This window comes from Streptomyces sp. AC555_RSS877 (assembly GCF_019049245.1).
GTDB lineage: Bacteria > Actinomycetota > Actinomycetes > Streptomycetales > Streptomycetaceae > Streptomyces.
In genome coordinates this window covers 171,277-187,904 of the sequence record NZ_JAGMUK010000030.1, presented here as the reverse complement: position 1 = coordinate 187,904, position 16,628 = coordinate 171,277, and the positions used below count along the sequence as shown (strand labels likewise).

The window sequence follows — 16,628 nt, the reverse complement described above, 5'->3', positions numbered from 1 at the left end:
AATTCACCGCTCTCCGGACGAACGCGCCGCCTTGGCACGCCGTCTCATCGTGTTCCATCTCCGAGGCCCCCGCACAGGGCCTCCCGCCCGCTTTCTACCAAAGCGGGGTTGCCGCATCGAAAGCGCCATCCGCGCAGCGGGATCCTCACGCGCGAAGGCGATCAGCAACCCGATGGCGAACATGGTCGGCAGCAGGGCGGACCCTCCGTAGGAGAACAGCGGAAGGGGGACACCGGCGATGGGCAGCAGACCGAGCACCGCACCCATGTTGATCACCGCCTGTGCGGTGATCCAGGTGGTCACACCTCCCGCGGCATACCTCACGAAGGGGTCCTCCGTGCGTCCGGCCACGCGGATACCCGCATAGCCTAGGGCCGCGAAGAGGGCGAGTACCGACAGCGTCCCCGCCAGGCCCAGTTCCTCACCGGTGACGGCGAAGATGAAGTCCGTGTGCGCCTCCGGGAGTTGGCCCCATTTTTCCACACTCGCCCCCAGCCCGGAACCGAAGAGTCCGCCGGATGCGAGGGCGTAGATGCCGTGCACGGCCTGCCAGCAGTCGGCCACTCCGGACTTTGGCTCGGTGGCGCCGATGCACTGCAGCCGGGCCATGCGGTTGGGGCTGGTCTTGATGAGGATCACACCGAGCGTGGCGGCGATCGACAGCACCCCGACGAACAGCCGGGTCGGCGCGCCCGCCAGCCACAGCAGGCCGAACAGGATCGCGGTGAGGATGATCGCCGTACCCATGTCGCCGCCGAGCATGATCAGCCCGAGCAGCATGAAGGCGACCGGCACGAGCGGCACGAGCATGTGCTTCCACTGGGTCAGCAGCTTCTTGTCCTGCTTGCGGGCGAGCAGGTCGGCACCCCACAGCACGAGGGCGAGCTTGCCGAACTCACTGGGCTGGATCTGGAACGAGCCGCCGAGGGAGATCCAGTTCTGGTTGCCGTTGACCGACAGCCCTATCCCCGGGATCTGCACCAGGGCCATCAGGAAGACCGCGCCCGCGAGGATCGGATAGGCGAGCGCCCGGTGCAGCTTCACCGGCATCCGGGAGGCGACCAGCAGCAGCACCCCGCCGATGGCGGCCGCGAGGAGCTGCTTGCGGAAGAAGTACGAGCCCGGCAGGGACATCTGCAGGGCGGTGATCTGGGAGGCCGAGTAGACCATCACCAGCCCGAGCACGGTGATCAGCAGACTGCCGCCGAGGATCAGGTAGTACGCGGTCAGCGGCCGGTCCCAGGCGCGGCGGGCGCGCAGGTACAGGCCGAGGACCGGGTTCTCGCGCGGTGCCCGGGGGGTGGCGGGACGTCTGACCGGCCGCTGCACGGGCGGCCGCCCGGTACGGCTACCGGGCATCGCAGACCTCACTGTACGTCGACGGTCCCACGCGTCCCTCCCAAGGTCCGCCCGGCAGGCGGCCGGGTCAGGCGCCGAGTTCGCGAACCGCCTCCGCGAACGCGTCACCGCGCTGGTTGTAGTTGGTGAACATGTCCATGGAGGCACAGGCCGGGGCCAGCAGGACCGTGTCGCCCGCGGCGGCGAGCCGCTTCGCTTCCTGGACTGCCTGGAGCATCGCCCCAGTGTCGGTCCGGTCCAGCTCCACGACGGGTACTTCCGGGGCGTGTCGCGCCAGGGCTTCGCGGATCAGGGCGCGGTCCGCGCCGATGAGGACGACGCCGCGCAGCCGCTTCGCCGCCCCCGTCACCAGCTCGTCGAAGGTGGCGCCCTTCGCGAGGCCGCCAGCGATCCACACGATCGACTCGTAGGCCGCCAACGAGGCTTCCGCGGCGTGGGTGTTGGTTGCCTTGGAGTCGTCCACGTAGGCGACCGATTCGATGTCGGCCACGTGCGCGATGCGGTGGGCGTCCGGCGTGAAGGCCCTCAGGCCGTCCCGTACGGCCGTCGCGGGCACCCCGAAGGCACGCGCCAGGGCGGCCGCCGCAAGGGCGTTGGCGATGTTGTGCGGGGCGGGCGGGTTGACGTCGGAGACCTCCGCCAGCTCCTGGGCGTTCTTCTGCCGGTCCGCCACGAAGGCACGGTCGACCAGGATGCCGTCCACCACGCCGAGTTGGGAGGGTGCGGGCGCGCCGAGGGTGAAGCCGATCGCCCGGCACCCCTCCTCGACGTCCGCCTCGCGCACGAGGTCCTCGGTGGCCTTGTCGGCGAGGTTGTAGACGCAGGCGACGCGGTTGCCCTCGTAGATGCGGCCCTTGTCGGCGGCGTACGCCTCCATGGAGCCGTGCCAGTCGAGATGGTCCGGGGCGAGGTTGAGGACGACGGCCGAGTGGGCCCGCAGCGAGGGCGCCCAGTGGAGCTGGTAGCTCGACAGCTCCACCGCGAGGACGTCGTACCGTTCCTCGCCGAGGACCGCGTCCAGCAGCGAGACGCCGATGTTGCCGACCGCTGCCGTGCGCAGGCCCGCCGCCTTCAGGATGGAGGCGAGCATCTGGACGGTCGTGGTCTTGCCGTTGGTGCCGGTGACGGCGAGCCAGGGCGCGGCGTCGGGTCCGCGCAGCCGCCAGGCGAGTTCGACGTCGCCCCAGACCGGCACGCCGGCCGCGCGTGCCGCCGCGAACAGCGGCTTGTCCGGCTTCCAGCCGGGGGCCGTGACGATGAGCTCGGTGCCGTCGGGCAGGGTCGCGCCGTCGCCGAGGCGCACGGTGATGCCGAGCGCCTCCAGTTCGGCCGCCTGGGCACGGGCCCGCTCGTCGTCGCCGTCGTTGACGACGGTGACGAGAGCACCGCGTTCGTGCAGCACCTTGGCGGCCGGGATGCCGGAGACACCGAGCCCGGCGACGGTGACGCGCTTGCCCTGCCAGTCGGTCACTTGTCCGCCGCCCATCCCGCGTAGAACAGGCCCAGGCCGACGATCACACAGATGCCCTGGATGATCCAGAAGCGGACCACCACAAGGACTTCGGACCACCCCTTGAGTTCGAAGTGGTGCTGGAGTGGCGCCATGCGGAAGACGCGCTTGCCGGTGAGCTTGAAGGAGCCGACCTGGATGACCACCGACATGGTGATCAGGACGAACAGGCCGCCGAGGAGAGCGATCAGCAGCTCGGTGCGGGAGCAGATCGCCAGACCCGCGAGCACGCCGCCGAGCGCCAGGGAGCCGGTGTCGCCCATGAAGATCTTGGCCGGCGAGGTGTTCCACCACAGGAAGCCGAGGCAGGCGCCCATCAGCGCGGAGGCGATGACCGCGAGGTCCAACGGATCGCGCACCTCGTAACAGGCGCTGGGGTTGGTCAGCGTCTCGCCGTTGGCGCAGGACTCCTGGAACTGCCAGACGCCGATGAACGTGTAGGCGCCGAAGACGAGGACGGAGGCGCCGGTGGCGAGGCCGTCCAGACCGTCCGTCAGGTTCACGCCGTTCGACATCGCGAGGATCATGAACAGCGCCCAGACGACGAACAGCACCGGGCCGATCGTCCAGCCGAAGTCCGTGATGAACGACAGCTTCGTCGAGGCCGGGGTGTTGCCGCGCGAGTCGGAGAACTGCAGCGAGAGCACCGCGAAGGTGATGCCGACGATCAGCTGGCCTGCCATCTTCGCCTTGGCACGCAGACCGAGCGAACGCCGCTTGACGATCTTGATGTAGTCATCGAGGAAGCCGACCAGACCCATGCCGCACATCAGGCCCAGCACCAGCAGGCCGGAGTACGTGGGCGGCTTGCCCGTGATCACCTTGGACAGGAAGTACGCGGCGACCGTCGCCAGGATGAAGGCGATACCGCCCATGGTGGGCGTACCGCGCTTGCTGCCGTGCGTGCGCGGGCCGTCGTCGCGGATGTACTGGCCGTAGCCCTTGCGGGCCAGCAGCTTGATCAGCAGCGGCGTGCCCACCAGCGTCAGGAACAGGCCGATGACGCCCGCGAACAGGATCTGATTCATCATCGGGCGGCGACCTCACCCTCGGCGCCGGTCGCGAGCAGCGCCTGTGCCACGCTCTCGAGCCCGACCGACCGGGACGCCTTCACGAGTACGACGTCTCCCGGGCGCAACTCGCTGCGCAACAGGTCGACCGCCGCCTGTGCGTCGGACACGTGCACCGACTCCTCACCCCACGAACCCTCGTTATATGCGCCCAGTTGCAGCCAGGACGCTTCCCTGCCCCCGACCGCGACGAGCTTGCCGACATTGAGCCGGACGGCGAGCCGTCCGACCGCGTCGTGCTCGGCGAGCGCCTCGTCCCCGAGCTCGGCCATCTTGCCGAGCACCGCCCAGGTCCGCCGCCCCCGGCCCATGGCCGCGAGCGCGCGCAAAGCGGCTCGCATGGACTCGGGGTTCGCGTTGTAGGCGTCGTTGACGACCGTCACGCCGTCCGGGCGCTCGGTGACCTCCATACGCCAGCGGGAGAGGGAGCCCGCCTCGGAGAGTGCGGTGGCGATCTCTTCCGCGGACATGCCCAGTTCGTGGGCGACGGCGGCCGCGGCGAGCGCGTTCGACACGTGGTGCTCACCGTACAGGCGCATGGTCACTTCACTTGCACCGGAGGGTGTGTGAAGCAGGAAGGCGGGCTGTCCGCTGTCCGTGAGTCTCACGTTCTCGGCGCGTACGTCCGCTTCGCCGGACTCTCCGAAAAGGATCACCTTCGCCTTGGTACGGGACGCCATGGCCCGTACCAGGGGATCGTCGGCGTTGAGGACCGCCGTACCGTCTTCCGGAAGGGCCTCCACGAGTTCGCCCTTGGCCTGCGCGATCTGCTCCCGGCCGCCGAACTCGCCGATGTGGGCGGTCCCGACGTTGAGGACGAGGCCGATCCTCGGCGGCGTCAGGTCGGCGAGGTAGCGGATGTGGCCGATGCCGCGGGCGCCCATCTCCAGCACGAGGAACTTCGTCTCCTCGGTGGCGGTGAGCGCGGTCAGCGGCAGCCCGATCTCGTTGTTGAGCGAGCCGGGCGTGAACACCGTCGGCGCCTTGTGCCGGAGCACCTGGGCGATCAGGTCCTTGGTGCTGGTCTTGCCGGCGGAGCCGGTGAGGGCGACGAGGGTCGCGCCGAGCCGTCGTACGACATGACGCGCGAGGGCGCCGAGAGCCGTCTGGACGTCCTCCACGACGATCGCGGGCACGCCGACGGGGCGCGACGCCAGTACGGCCACCGCGCCCGCTTCGACGACCGCCTGTGCGAAGTCGTGGCCGTCCACCCGCTCGCCGACGAAGGCGACGAAGAGGGTGCCGGGCCCGGCCTCGCGGGAGTCCCGGACGACCGGTCCGGTGACCTGCACGGACGGATCCGGTATGTCGTGCGTCTGCCCGCCGACGACTGAGGCGATCTCGGCGAGAGAAAGGGCGATCACAAGTTCATCCCTGGGTCTTCTGGATAGCTTCGCGAAGCACCTGGCGGTCGTCGAAGGGACGGACCACCCCGGCGATGTCCTGGCCCTGTTCGTGGCCCTTGCCCGCGACCAGCACCGTGTCGCCGGGCCGTGCCCGGGACACGGCGGCGGAGATCGCGGCGGCCCGGTCCTCGAAGACCTGGACCTCGCCGCGCTCGTGTGCCGGTACGGACGCCGCGCCCTGGAGCATGGTCGCGAGGATCGCGAGGGGGTCCTCGGAACGGGGATTGTCGGAGGTCAGTACGGCGGTGTCGGCGAGCCGGGCGGCGGCGGCGCCCATCGGCATCCGCTTGGTCTTGTCCCGGTCGCCGCCGCAGCCGAGCACGATGTGCAGCCGGCCCTCGGTGACCTTGCGCAGCGCGCGCAGCACCGATTCGACGGCGTCCGTCTTGTGGGCGTAGTCGACGACCGCGAGGTACGGCTGTCCGGCGTCCACGCGCTCCAGTCGGCCCGGCACGCCGGGCACGGCGGCGATCCCGTCGGCCGCGGCCTGCGGGTCGAGGCCGGCGGCGGCAAGGGCGACGATCGCGGCGAGGGTGTTCGCCACGTTGAAGGTTCCGGCCAGCGGCGACCTGGCCGTGATCCGCTCCCGCTCCGGGCCGATCACGGTGAACGTCGAGTCGGTGGGACCGACTTGGACGTCCTCGGCGCGCCAGTCGGCGTCCGGGTGGCCCTCGGCGGAGAAGGTGACGACCGGGACGGTGGCCTCCTTGGCCAGCCTGCGCCCGTACTCGTCGTCGAGGTTGACGACGCCGAGCCTGCTGCGTTTTTGCGTGAACAGCTGGGCCTTGGCCTGGAAGTAGTCCTCCATGTCGGAGTGGAACTCCATGTGTTCCGGGCTCAGGTTGGTGAAGACGGCGATGTCGAAGACGCAGGCGTCGACCCGGCCGAGCACCAGGGCGTGGCTGGAGACCTCCATGGCGACCGCTTCGACCCCGCGCTCGCGCATGACCGCGAACAGGGCCTGGAGGTCGGTGGCTTCCGGAGTGGTGCGCTCGGACTTGATGCGCTCGTCGCCGATGCGCATCTCCACCGTGCCGATCAGGCCGGTGGACTTGGCCGTCTTCAGGCCGCCCTCGACGAGGTAGGCGGTGGTGGTCTTGCCGGAGGTGCCGGTGATGCCGATCTGGAGCAGATCGGGGCCCGGGTGGCCGTAGATCGTGGCCGCCAGTTCGCCCATCTCCGCCCGCGGGTCGTCGACGACCAGCACCGGGAGCCCGGTGGCGGCGGCCCGCTCGGCGCCCGCCGGGTCGGTCAGCACGGCGACCGCGCCGAGGCCCGCGGCCTGGGTGACGAAGTCGGCGCCGTGCAGGCGGGCGCCCGGGAGGGCGGCGTACAGGTCGCCGGGGCGGACGGCGCGGGAGTCGTGGGTGATGCCCGAGACTCCGGCCGTGCCGCCCGGGGTCTTCGGCTGCACGGCACCCAGCTGATCGGCGAGCTCCGCGAGGGGTGTGGCGGAGATCCGGACCGGCCTGGGCGGCCCCGGATATGTCACGGGTGCGCCCTTCTGGGTGGTTTGGGACTGATCGGCGTGTGGCACGGCGGTGAGCGTACCGGGCGCACCCGCTTCGGAGCGAAGCGAGGGCCCGGGGGTGCCCTGGTTGCCGGAATCGGGGGTGATCGTTGTCACGAGCTGGTTCCTGGGGGTTCCGTGCTGAACAGAGCTGGTCAGGGTGTGAAGGCGACCGGAAGCTTCGCGGCCTTGGCTCCGGTGGGCGGTACCTGGAGGGTCTTCAGGGCGAACTCCATCACCTGCTTGTAGACGGGGCCGCAGATCTGGCCGCCGAAGTAGCTGCCCTCGGTGGCGTTCTGGATCGCGCAGTAGACGGTGACGCGAGGCTTGTCCGCGGGGGCGAATCCGGCGAAGGACGAGGTGTAGCCCTTGTACTTGCCGGTGGCCGGATCCACACGGTTGGCCGTGCCCGTCTTGCCCGCGACCCGGTAGCCGGGGATGCGCGCCTTCGTACCAGTGCCCTCCGCGTCGTCCACCACGGACTCCAGCATCCGGGCGAGAGTCTTGGCCGTCTCGGCGCTGACGACCCTTGTCTTCTTGGGCTGAGCGGCCGGGGTGAAGCCTCCGTCGGGTCCCTTCGTGCCGCGGACGAGCGTGGGATCGACGCGGACACCGCCGTTGGCGATGGTCGAGTAGACCGACGCCGCCTGCATCGCGTTGAGGGACACGCCCTGGCCGAAAGGAATCGTGTACTGCTGCGAGGTCGACCACTTGTCGGGGCCGGCGAGGATGCCCGGCGTCTCGCCCGGGAAGCCGAGCCCGCTGTAGCTGCCCAGGCCGAACTTGCGCAGGTACGAGTAGAGGACCTGGTTGGCCTCCGCCTGCGTCTTGCCGAGCTGCCCGGTGGCCAGGATCGTGCCGATGTTGCTGGACTTGGCGAGCACGCCGTTGAGCGTGAGGTACCAGGTCGGGTGGTCGATGTCGTCCTTGAAGAGCCGGTCGCCGCGGTGCAGCCGGTTGGGCACGACGACATGCGTGTCGGGCGTGGCGGCCTTCTCCTCCAGTACGGCGGCCATCGACATGACCTTCGCGGTGGAGCCGGGCTCGTACGCGTCCTGGAGCGCCGCGTTGCCCATGTTGAGCCCGCTCGCCTTGGACAGGTCGTTCGGGTCGAAGCCGGGCGCGTTGGCCATGGCGAGGACCTGGCCGGTCTGCGTGTCCTGCACGATCACGTATCCGCGGTCCGCCTTGGACTTCTCGACCTGCTCGGTGATGGCGTTCTGCGCGGCCCACTGGATGTCGCGGTCGATGGTGAGTTCGACGTCGCTGCCGGGCACGGCGGGTGTCTCGGTGGAGCCCACGGTCGGCACCTGACGGCCCCCGGACTGGGCGTAGCGGATCTTGCCGTCCTTGCCGGCCAGCAGGCCGTTCAGCTGTTGCTCGACACCGCCGCCGCCCTTGCCCTCGGCGTTGACCCAGCCCAGTATCCCGGCGGCGAGGTCGCCGTTCGGGTACACGCGCTTGCTGGTGGGTACGGCCAGGACGCCCCCGAGGACGTTGACCGTGCTCGGGTCGGTCTCGGCCTTGGTGGACAGCGCGGTCTTCAGGTCCTTGATCTGCTTCCAGACCTGCGGGGTCTGCCGGTTGGCGAGGACGACGTAGCGGAGGTTCTCGTCCGCGGGCCTGAGCTTCTTGACGATCGCGTCCTGCTCCTGGCCGAGGATCGGGGCGAGCAGCGCGGCCGCCTGCTCGGGCCCGTCGTCGATCTTCAGCTGCTTGCGGTTGAACAGCGTGGGGTCCGCGGTGATGTTGTACGCGTCCTCGCTGGTCGCCAGGGCCACGCCGTCGCGGTCGGTGATCCCGCCGCGCTCGGCGGCCAGGGTGTAGCCGACGTACCGGTTCTGTTCGGCCTTGGCGGCGTACGTGCTCGCGTCGACGGCCTGCACCTGGAGCAGTCGTACGACGAAGGCGATCAGGACGAGGGTCAGCGCCAGTCCGACCATGCGCAGCCGGGGCCGGGGGCTGCCCAGCCGGATGACACCGGGGGCCGCGGCGCGGGACGCCGCCGGGCGGCGCGGCGGGCGGGCGCCTGGGCCCGGACGCCGGCGGCCGGCGGGGCGGGCGGGGCGTGCGGGTCCGGGCACGCGGCGGCGCGGCGGTTCCCTGTCGGACACTTCCGTCACCTGCCGGAGGTCGAGGGCGGGGGGAACTGGGCGGGCGGTGGGGCCGAGGGAGCGGTCGCCGGCGTCGGTTCACCGGCGGACGGCGCGGGGGCCGGGGGCGGGACGGTGGCGTCGGCGATCGCCTCGGGGGCGAGGACGAGCGGGGTGAAAGCGCCGGCCGGCTCGACCCCCGGAGCGGGGCTGGGTACGCCCTTGACGGTGCCGTCGGGGTCCAGGAAGGCCGGATCGCCGCCGGGCACCATGCCCAGCTCGCGGGCCCGGCGCTGCAGGGCTTCGGGCGCCGAGTAGGCGTCGATGTCCCGCTGGAGCGCCTGTTCCTGGTCGGTGAGGCTCTTGGTCTCCTTCTGGAGGTCGTCGAGCTTGAAGGATCCTTCGCTGAGCGCCGAGTTCAGCACCAGCAGCCCGATGAGACCGCCGCCGAGGAGCAGGACGACGAGGAGGACGAAGGGGGTACGGGCCGCCTGTCCGGAGCCCGCCGTTCCGGGGATGAGCCGCGCGAGACGGGCGGCTCGGCCCTTCAGCTGGGGCTTCCTGCCCACGCGCCCTCCCCCGGATTCTGGTTCCCCGACAAGCTCACGCCCCGTACGCCCCTCACTCGATGGACTCCCTGATGCGCTCGGCGCCGCGCAGTCGCGCCGGTGCCGCTCGCCGGTTCTCGGCGACCTCTTCCTCGGTGGGAAGTTCGGCACCGCGCGTGAGCAGCTTGAGCCGGGGCTGGTAGCGCTCGGGCACCACCGGCAGCCCGGGCGGCGCGGTGGTGGCGGCACCGGCCGCGAACACCTGCTTGACCAGCCGGTCCTCCAGGGAGTGGTACGACAGGACGGCGATGCGTCCGCCGACGTCGAGGCTCTTCACGGCGGCCGGGATCGCCTGCTCCAGGACGGAGAGCTCGCCGTTGACCTCGATGCGCAGGGCCTGGAAGGTGCGCTTGGCCGGGTTGCCGCCGGTGCGCTTGGCGGCCTGCGGCAGGCTGTCCCGGATCAGCTCCACGAGCCGGGCGCTGTTGCTGAACGGCTCCTTCTCCCGCTCGCGCACGATCGCGGACACGATCCGCTTGGCCTGCTTCTCCTCGCCGTAGGCCCTGAGGATCCGGACGAGCTCGCCGGGCGGGTAGGTGTTGAGGACCTCGGCGGCGCTCATGCCGGTCGTCTGGTCCATGCGCATGTCGAGCGGGGCGTCCTGGGCGTAGGCGAAGCCGCGGTCGGCCTCGTCGAGCTGCATGGAGGAGACACCGAGGTCGAAGAGGACGCCCTGCACGCGCGCGATGCCGAGCCGGTCCAGGACCTCGGGCAGCTCGTCGTACACGGCGTGCACGAGGGTGGCGCGCTCCCCGTACGGGGCGAGCCGCTCGCCGGACAGGCGCAGGGCCTCCTTGTCGCGGTCGAGGGCGACGAGCCGGGCCTCGGGGAACCGCGCGAGCAGCGCCTCGCTGTGGCCGCCGAGACCGAGGGTGCAGTCCACGACCACCGCTCCGGGCCGCTCCTGAAGGGCGGGGGCCAACAGGTCCAGGCACCGCTGGAGCATCACCGGGACGTGTCGACTCTGGCTCAAGTGGCCCTCTCAGGTCCGGCGCGCGGCACCGTACGCACCGCCGGGTCCCCGCCCGCTCGTGAAGGGGAGGCCTGCCGGCGCCGAAAGCGTCAGCCGGCCGGGAGCGGGAGGAGGCCGAGCCGTACGTACGCGCCGCGCACGTGGGGAGATCTCCGGAAAATCACCGGGGTCTCCGGGGAAGAACAGTCCGCAGGGAGGGCTGGCCTCCCGCCCGCGTCACTTTAGTCCACGGTGTCGCGCGGTCAATCAACCGGCCTGCGCGTCGCGAGCCGGGTGCGGACGAAGCGACGAATACGGCAGAACCACCCGCGCGCGGCCCTCACACCACCTGTGTGGGTTAGCTCACAACAAGGCTCATTGACGTTCTTTGTCCTCTCTCACAGCGGGCTCGGATCGCAGGTGACCAGTACCGTCATGGGTATGTCGACTTCCGCATCGGTTCCCGCAGGTCCCGAAGCCGCCATAGTCACCGGCGGCACCGTCACCGACCGCCTTGTCGAGGCGAACGGGCGCTACGCCGCCGCCTTCGCCGACCCCGGCATGGACGCCCGTCCCGTGCTGCGCGTCGCCGTGGTGGCCTGCATGGACGCCCGCCTCGACCTGCACGACGCACTCGGCCTCGAGCTCGGCGACTGTCACACCATCCGCAACGCCGGCGGCGTCGTCACCGACGACGTGATCCGCTCGCTCACCATCAGCCAGCGCAAGCTCGGTACACGCAGCGTCGTCCTCATCCACCACACCGGCTGCGGCCTGGAGGCGATCACCGAGGACTTCCGCACCGACCTGGAGATGGAGGTCGGCCAGCGTCCCGCCTGGGCGGTGGAGGCATTCCGGGACGTCGACCAGGACGTACGGCAGTCCATGCAGCGGGTGCGCACCTCGCCGTTCCTGCTGCACACCGACGACATCCGCGGCTTCGTCTTCGACGTGAAGACCGGCCTGCTGCGCGAGATCGACCCCGCCTAGACGCCGCGTAACCACCCGCCGAAGCTGTCGTTTCGCTGTTGATTTCCGGCCCTGGGGTGCCCAAATCATCGTAAGCCCCGACATAGTGCGGGCAGTTGTCCACAGGCGAGTGACACGAAACGGTAACGGCAGCAAGAATGCGGTTGTGGCGTCACGCGGAACGATTCACGCGTGGTGTCCGTGTTTCGGGGTGGGCCGGTCACGCATCGAGCGCGTCGGCCCGGAAAGAACGGGCCGAGGAGGGCCGGGTGACGACCTATGACGATCGAGCGAGCCTCACTGATCTGACCGCCACTGTGGAGCGTGTCCGCAGTTCCGTGGAGGGTGTGATCGAGGGCAAGCCCGAGGTCGTACGGCTTTCGCTGACCGTACTGCTCGCCGAGGGACATCTTCTGATCGAAGACGTCCCCGGCGTGGGCAAGACCATGCTCGCCAAGGCGTTGGCGCGCTCCATCGACTGTTCGGTGCGGCGCATCCAGTTCACGCCCGACCTGCTGCCCTCGGACATCACGGGTGTGTCCATCTGGGACCAGCAGCGCCGGGACTTCGAGTTCAAGCCGGGCGCGATCTTCGCTCAGATCGTGATCGGCGACGAGATCAACCGCGCCTCGCCGAAGACCCAGTCCGCGCTCCTGGAGTCCATGGAGGAGCGGCAGGTCACCATCGACGGGCAGACCTACGAGCTGCCCAGCCCCTTCATGGTGGTGGCGACCCAGAACCCGGTCGAGATGGAGGGCACCTACCCGCTGCCCGAGGCCCAGCGCGACCGCTTCATGGCGCGCGTCTCCATCGGCTACCCGAGCGCGGAGGCCGAGCTGCAGATGCTCGACATCCACGGCGGGGCGAGCCCCCTGGACGACCTGCAGCCGGTGGCGCACGCGCACGACATGGTGAAGCTGATCGACGCCGTCCGCGGCGTCCACGTCGCCGACACGGTCCGGCGGTACGCGGTGGACCTGGTCGCCGCCACCCGCACCCACCCCGACCTCAGACTGGGCGCCTCCCCGCGTGCGACGCTGCACCTGCTGCGCGCGGCGAAGGCGTCCGCCGCCCTCAGCGGCCGTGAGTACGCGCTGCCGGACGACGTGCAGGCACTCGCGGTCGCGGTCCTGGCCCACCGGCTGCTGCCGACCGCCCAGGCCCAGCTGAACCGGCGATCGGCCGAGCAGGTCGTGCAGGAGATCCTGCAGCACACCCCGGTACCCGCGGCGGCTCCCCAGCCGGGTGTCGGCCTCGGTCCGGGCCGCTCCACACCGGCGTACGGCCAGCAGCCGCCGCGGAGGCTGTGATGAGTACCGGCGGGACCGGTCTCGCGGAGGCCGACCGGGGCGACAAGGGCGGTGTGCGCACGGCCCTGGCCGGTCTGACCACCCGGGGCCGCTCCTTCTTCGCGGCCGGAATCGCCGCGGCCATCTGCGCGTACGTCCTCGGGCAGAGCGACCTGCTGCGCGTCGGACTGCTGCTGGCCGTGCTGCCCCTGATCTGCGCCACCGTGCTCTACCGCACCCGCTACCGGGTCGCCGGCAGCCGTCGGCTCTCCCCCGCGCGCGTGCCCGCCGGCAGCGAGGCCCGCGTCCATCTGCGGATGGACAACGTCTCCCGGCTGCCCACCGGCCTGCTGATGCTCCAGGACCGGGTCCCGTACGTCCTCGGCCCCCGCCCCCGTTTCGTGCTCGACCGGGTGGAGCCGGGCGGCCGCCGCGAGGTGTCCTACCGCGTCCGCTCCGACCTGCGCGGCCGCTATCCCCTGGGCCCGTTGCAGCTGCGCCTGACCGACCCGTTCGGCATGTGCGAACTGACCCGGTCCTTCTCGACGTACGACACCCTGACGGTGATCCCCCGCGTGGAGCCGCTGCCGCCGGTGCGGCTGACCGGCGAGGCGAAGGGGTACGGCGACGGGCGGCAGCGCTCGCTCGCCCTGGCCGGCGAGGACGACATCATCCCGCGCGGGTACCGCTACGGCGACGACCTGCGCCGCGTGCACTGGCGCTCCACCGCGCGCTACGGCGAGCTGATGGTGCGCCGCGAGGAACAGCCCCAGCGCTCCCGCTGCACGGTGCTCCTCGACACCCGGGGCCTCGCCTTCCAGGGCGCCGGCCCCGAATCGGCCTTCGAGTGGGCGGTGGCGGGCGCCGCCTCCGCCCTGGTCCACATGCTTGAGCGGGGCTTTTCGGTACGGCTGCTGACGGACACCGGCAACTCCGTGCCCGGTGAGAGTGCCGACGGGTTCGCGGGCGCGAGCCAGGAGTCGGCGGACGCGGCCGGGCTGATGATGGACACCCTCGCGGTGATCGACCACTCGGACGGCACGGGCCTGTCCAGGGCGTACGACGTGCTGCGCGGCGGGAACGAGGGGTTGCTGGTGGCCTTCTTCGGCGACCTCGACGAGGAACAGGCCACTGTGGCCGCCAAGATGCGGCAACGCAGTGGCGGCGCGGTCGCCTTCCTGCTGGACAGCGACACATGGGTGCGGGAACCGAGCGATGTGCCCGGCCCGTTGGACAGGAACGGGGAGCGGCTGCGGATGCTGCGTGAGGCGGGCTGGACGGCGCTGAGCGTGCCGCGCGGCGCTTCCGTGGACGAGCTGTGGCGTCAGGCGGACCGGGACCGCACAGGCGTCGGAGCGGTCGGCGGCGGGGAGGGGTCGGCATGAGCGGGCGGGCACGACTGGCGCTGTGCGCCTGGGCGGCCACGTTGATGGTGGCGTGCGCCCTGCTGCCGCTGGTCGAGCCGGCCACCTGGATCCTGCAGGCCGCGTTCCTGCTCGCGGTCCAGACGGGCGTGGGGGCGGCGACCCGGCGGGTGCCGCTGGCCCGGCCGCTGACCGTGGCGGCGCAGGCCCTGGTCACGCTGGTGCTGCTGACCGTCGTCTTCGCCCGCGAGCAGGCCTTCCTCGGGCTGTTCCCGGGGCCGGACGCCTTCGTGTACTTCGCCGACCTGCTGCAGCAGGGCACCGACGACATCGCGCGGTTCGCGATCCCGGCCCCGCTGTCGTCCGACGGCATCCGGCTGATGATCATCGGCGGTGTGCTGGTGATCGGTCTCGCGGTGGACACCCTCGCGGTGACCTTCCGCAGCGCGGCCCCGGCCGGCCTGCCGCTGCTCGCGCTGTACTCCGTCGCCGCCGGTCTGTCCGACGGCGGCGCCGACTGGCTGTGGTTCCTGGTCGCGGCGGCCGGCTATCTGCTGCTGCTCCTGGCCGAGGGGCGGGAGCGGCTCTCGCAGTGGGGCCGTGTCTTCGGCGGGGCACCGCGCACCGGGGGTGGGGAGTCCACCGGGCCGGTGGCCCCGGTCCGCACCGGCCGCCGCATCGGCATGGCCGCCCTGGGTGTGGCTCTCGTGGTCCCGCTCGCCCTGCCGGCGATGAACGGCGGCCTGCTGGATGCCGCCGGGACGGGTGTGGGCTCCGGCAGCGGTGGCGGCGGCACGATCTCCGCGGTGAACCCGCTGGTGGCCCTGCGGGACAACCTGAACGTGGACGAGGACCGCCAGGTCCTGTCCCTGCAGACCGACGACAACACGGACGTCTCGAGTCTCTACCTGCGGATCGTGTCCCTGGACGACTTCGACGGCACCACCTGGAAGCCGTCCAAGCGGTCCATCAGGGCCGTACCGGACGGCGCGTTCCCGACCCCCATCGGTCTCGGCGCGGACGTCAAGCGCGCGGAGATCGAGACCACCGTCTCGGCGTCCGGCACCTACGCGCAGAACTGGCTGCCGATGCCGTACCCGCCCAGCGGCGTGAAGATCAGCGGCAACTGGCGCTACGAACCCGAGGGCATGACGCTGGTCGGCGACCACGGCCAGACCACGCGCGGTGCGACGTACGAGGTGAAGAGCCTGGAGGTACGGCCGACGGCGGAGCAGCTGGCCGCGGCACCGCCGCCGTCCGCGGCACTGGAACGCGAGTACACCAAGCTGCCGGACTCCCTCCCGGACGTGGTGGCCAGGACCGCCCGTGAGGTCACCTCGGGCGCCAAGAACCCCTACGAGCAGGCGGTCGCCCTCCAGGACTACTTCGCCCTGACCGGCGGCTTCGAGTACGACACCTCGGTGCAGGTCGGCAGCGGCTCGCAGGCGATCGCCCGCTTCCTCAGGGACAAGCAGGGCTTCTGCGTCCACTTCTCCTTCGCGATGGCCGCGATGGCCCGGTCCCTGGACATACCGGCCAGGGTCGCGGTGGGCTTCGCGCCGGGGTCGCCGCAGGCGGACGGTTCGGTGTCGGTGGGGCTGAAGGACGCCCACGCCTGGCCCGAGCTGTACTTCGAGGGCGTGGGCTGGACCCGCTTCGAGCCGACCCCGAACCGTGGTTCGGTGCCCTCGTACACCGTGCCGGACGCGTCCGGCAGCTCGCTCCCGGACGTGACTCTGCCGTCCCAGGAGGCGTCCACGGCGCCCTCCGCGTCACCCTCTGCCAGCGAGAGCTGCACGGCGGAGCAGAAGAAGCTGGAGGCGTGCGAGAGCGAGGCCCCGGCGGCCGTGCCGGGCGGTGGCGGAGGCGGCCCGAAGTGGTGGGTCGCGCTGCTGTGGGCCCTGGGCGGCCTCGCCGTCCTGGCGATTCCCGCGGCGCCGATGCTGTGGCGCCTGCGCACCCGGGCCGTACGGCTGGGCGCACACGGCCGCTCGGAGGCGGGCGCGGCGGCGCGCACCCTGGCGGTCTGGCAGGAGCTGACCGACACGGCGTGGGACCACGGGATCCCGCCGGACGAGTCGCAGACCCCGCGCAAGGCGGCCGCCAGGATGGTCAGGCTCGGGCATCTGGACCCGTCGGCGGCGGCCGCGGTGCACCGGGTGGCGGACGCCGTGGAGCAGGTCCTCTACGCGCCGCGACCGCGCCCGACGGCGGGGCTCGCGGACGACGTCCGCCAAGTGCTCGGCGGGCTGCGGAGCACGGTCGGCCGGGGCACGAAGCTGCGCGCGGTGATCGCCCCGCGTTCCACCGCACGAGTGGTGTGGGCGCTGTCGGAGTGGTGGACGGGCGTCACGGCCCGCGCGGCGGCGGCCCGGCCGAGCCTGCGCAGGCCGTCGGGTCAGCAGGGCTGAGGCCGGTTCGACAGAGCACTGCGGGCCGCGGGTCGCCTAACGACCCGGGGCCCGCAGTGCTCTGTGCCCGCCGTGCTGTGTGCTCTG

Annotated in this window: 12 protein-coding genes; 4 read left to right on the top strand and 8 right to left on the bottom strand. The window is 71.4% G+C overall.

Annotated features, from left to right (window positions below):
* Positions 1–3 precede the first annotated feature (3 nt).
* From ftsW to rsmH, 8 genes are all read right to left on the bottom strand, one after another.
* Positions 4–1,359 (bottom strand): putative lipid II flippase FtsW, encoded by a 1,356-nt coding sequence (gene ftsW / locus KUM49_RS14555; protein ID WP_217237241.1) that lies wholly within the window; start codon positions 1,357–1,359, stop codon positions 4–6.
* A gap of 67 nt (positions 1,360–1,426) precedes the next feature.
* A complete protein-coding gene (gene murD / locus KUM49_RS14550) occupies positions 1,427–2,845 on the bottom strand; it encodes a UDP-N-acetylmuramoyl-L-alanine--D-glutamate ligase (RefSeq protein WP_217237240.1) in 1,419 nt (472 codons plus the stop codon).
* Positions 2,827–3,900, bottom strand: a complete 1,074-nt coding sequence (gene mraY, locus KUM49_RS14545; protein ID WP_217237239.1) for a phospho-N-acetylmuramoyl-pentapeptide-transferase — start codon at positions 3,898–3,900, stop codon at positions 2,827–2,829. Before mraY ends, murD begins: the two co-directional genes overlap by 19 nt.
* Positions 3,897–5,303: a UDP-N-acetylmuramoyl-tripeptide--D-alanyl-D-alanine ligase gene (gene murF, locus KUM49_RS14540; RefSeq protein ID WP_217237238.1), complete on the bottom strand. Its 1,407-nt coding sequence runs from the start codon at positions 5,301–5,303 to the stop codon at positions 3,897–3,899. Before murF ends, mraY begins: the two co-directional genes overlap by 4 nt.
* 4 nt (positions 5,304–5,307) lie before the next feature.
* The gene (locus KUM49_RS14535; RefSeq protein WP_217237318.1) at positions 5,308–6,837 is read right to left on the bottom strand and encodes a UDP-N-acetylmuramoyl-L-alanyl-D-glutamate--2,6-diaminopimelate ligase; all 1,530 of its coding nucleotides are present in this window, start codon (positions 6,835–6,837) and stop codon (positions 5,308–5,310) included.
* 173 nt (positions 6,838–7,010) lie between these two features.
* Positions 7,011–8,969 (bottom strand): peptidoglycan D,D-transpeptidase FtsI family protein, encoded by a 1,959-nt coding sequence (locus KUM49_RS14530; protein WP_374200152.1) that lies wholly within the window; start codon positions 8,967–8,969, stop codon positions 7,011–7,013.
* Between the two features lie 5 nt (positions 8,970–8,974).
* The gene (locus KUM49_RS14525) at positions 8,975–9,517 is read right to left on the bottom strand and encodes a septum formation initiator family protein (RefSeq protein WP_217237236.1); all 543 of its coding nucleotides are present in this window, start codon (positions 9,515–9,517) and stop codon (positions 8,975–8,977) included.
* Between the two features lie 52 nt (positions 9,518–9,569).
* The gene (rsmH, locus tag KUM49_RS14520; RefSeq protein WP_217237235.1) at positions 9,570–10,529 is read right to left on the bottom strand and encodes a 16S rRNA (cytosine(1402)-N(4))-methyltransferase RsmH; all 960 of its coding nucleotides are present in this window, start codon (positions 10,527–10,529) and stop codon (positions 9,570–9,572) included.
* A 420-nt stretch (positions 10,530–10,949) separates the two neighbouring features.
* On the opposite strand from rsmH, the gene KUM49_RS14515 reads away from it, so the two are divergent.
* The 4 genes from KUM49_RS14515 (at position 10,950) to KUM49_RS14500 (ending at position 16,541) form a co-directional block, all read left to right on the top strand.
* Complete coding sequence (locus KUM49_RS14515) at positions 10,950–11,498, top strand: carbonic anhydrase (protein WP_254401214.1); 549 nt, start codon at positions 10,950–10,952, stop codon at positions 11,496–11,498.
* A gap of 248 nt (positions 11,499–11,746) precedes the next feature.
* Positions 11,747–12,787: a MoxR family ATPase gene (locus KUM49_RS14510; protein WP_217237233.1), complete on the top strand. Its 1,041-nt coding sequence runs from the start codon at positions 11,747–11,749 to the stop codon at positions 12,785–12,787.
* Positions 12,787–14,151 (top strand): DUF58 domain-containing protein, encoded by a 1,365-nt coding sequence (locus tag KUM49_RS14505; protein WP_217237232.1) that lies wholly within the window; start codon positions 12,787–12,789, stop codon positions 14,149–14,151. The genes KUM49_RS14510 and KUM49_RS14505 overlap by 1 nt, the downstream gene beginning before the upstream one ends.
* The gene (locus KUM49_RS14500; protein ID WP_217237231.1) at positions 14,148–16,541 is read left to right on the top strand and encodes a DUF3488 and transglutaminase-like domain-containing protein; all 2,394 of its coding nucleotides are present in this window, start codon (positions 14,148–14,150) and stop codon (positions 16,539–16,541) included. The genes KUM49_RS14505 and KUM49_RS14500 overlap by 4 nt, the downstream gene beginning before the upstream one ends.
* The last annotated feature ends 87 nt before the right edge of the window (positions 16,542–16,628 follow it).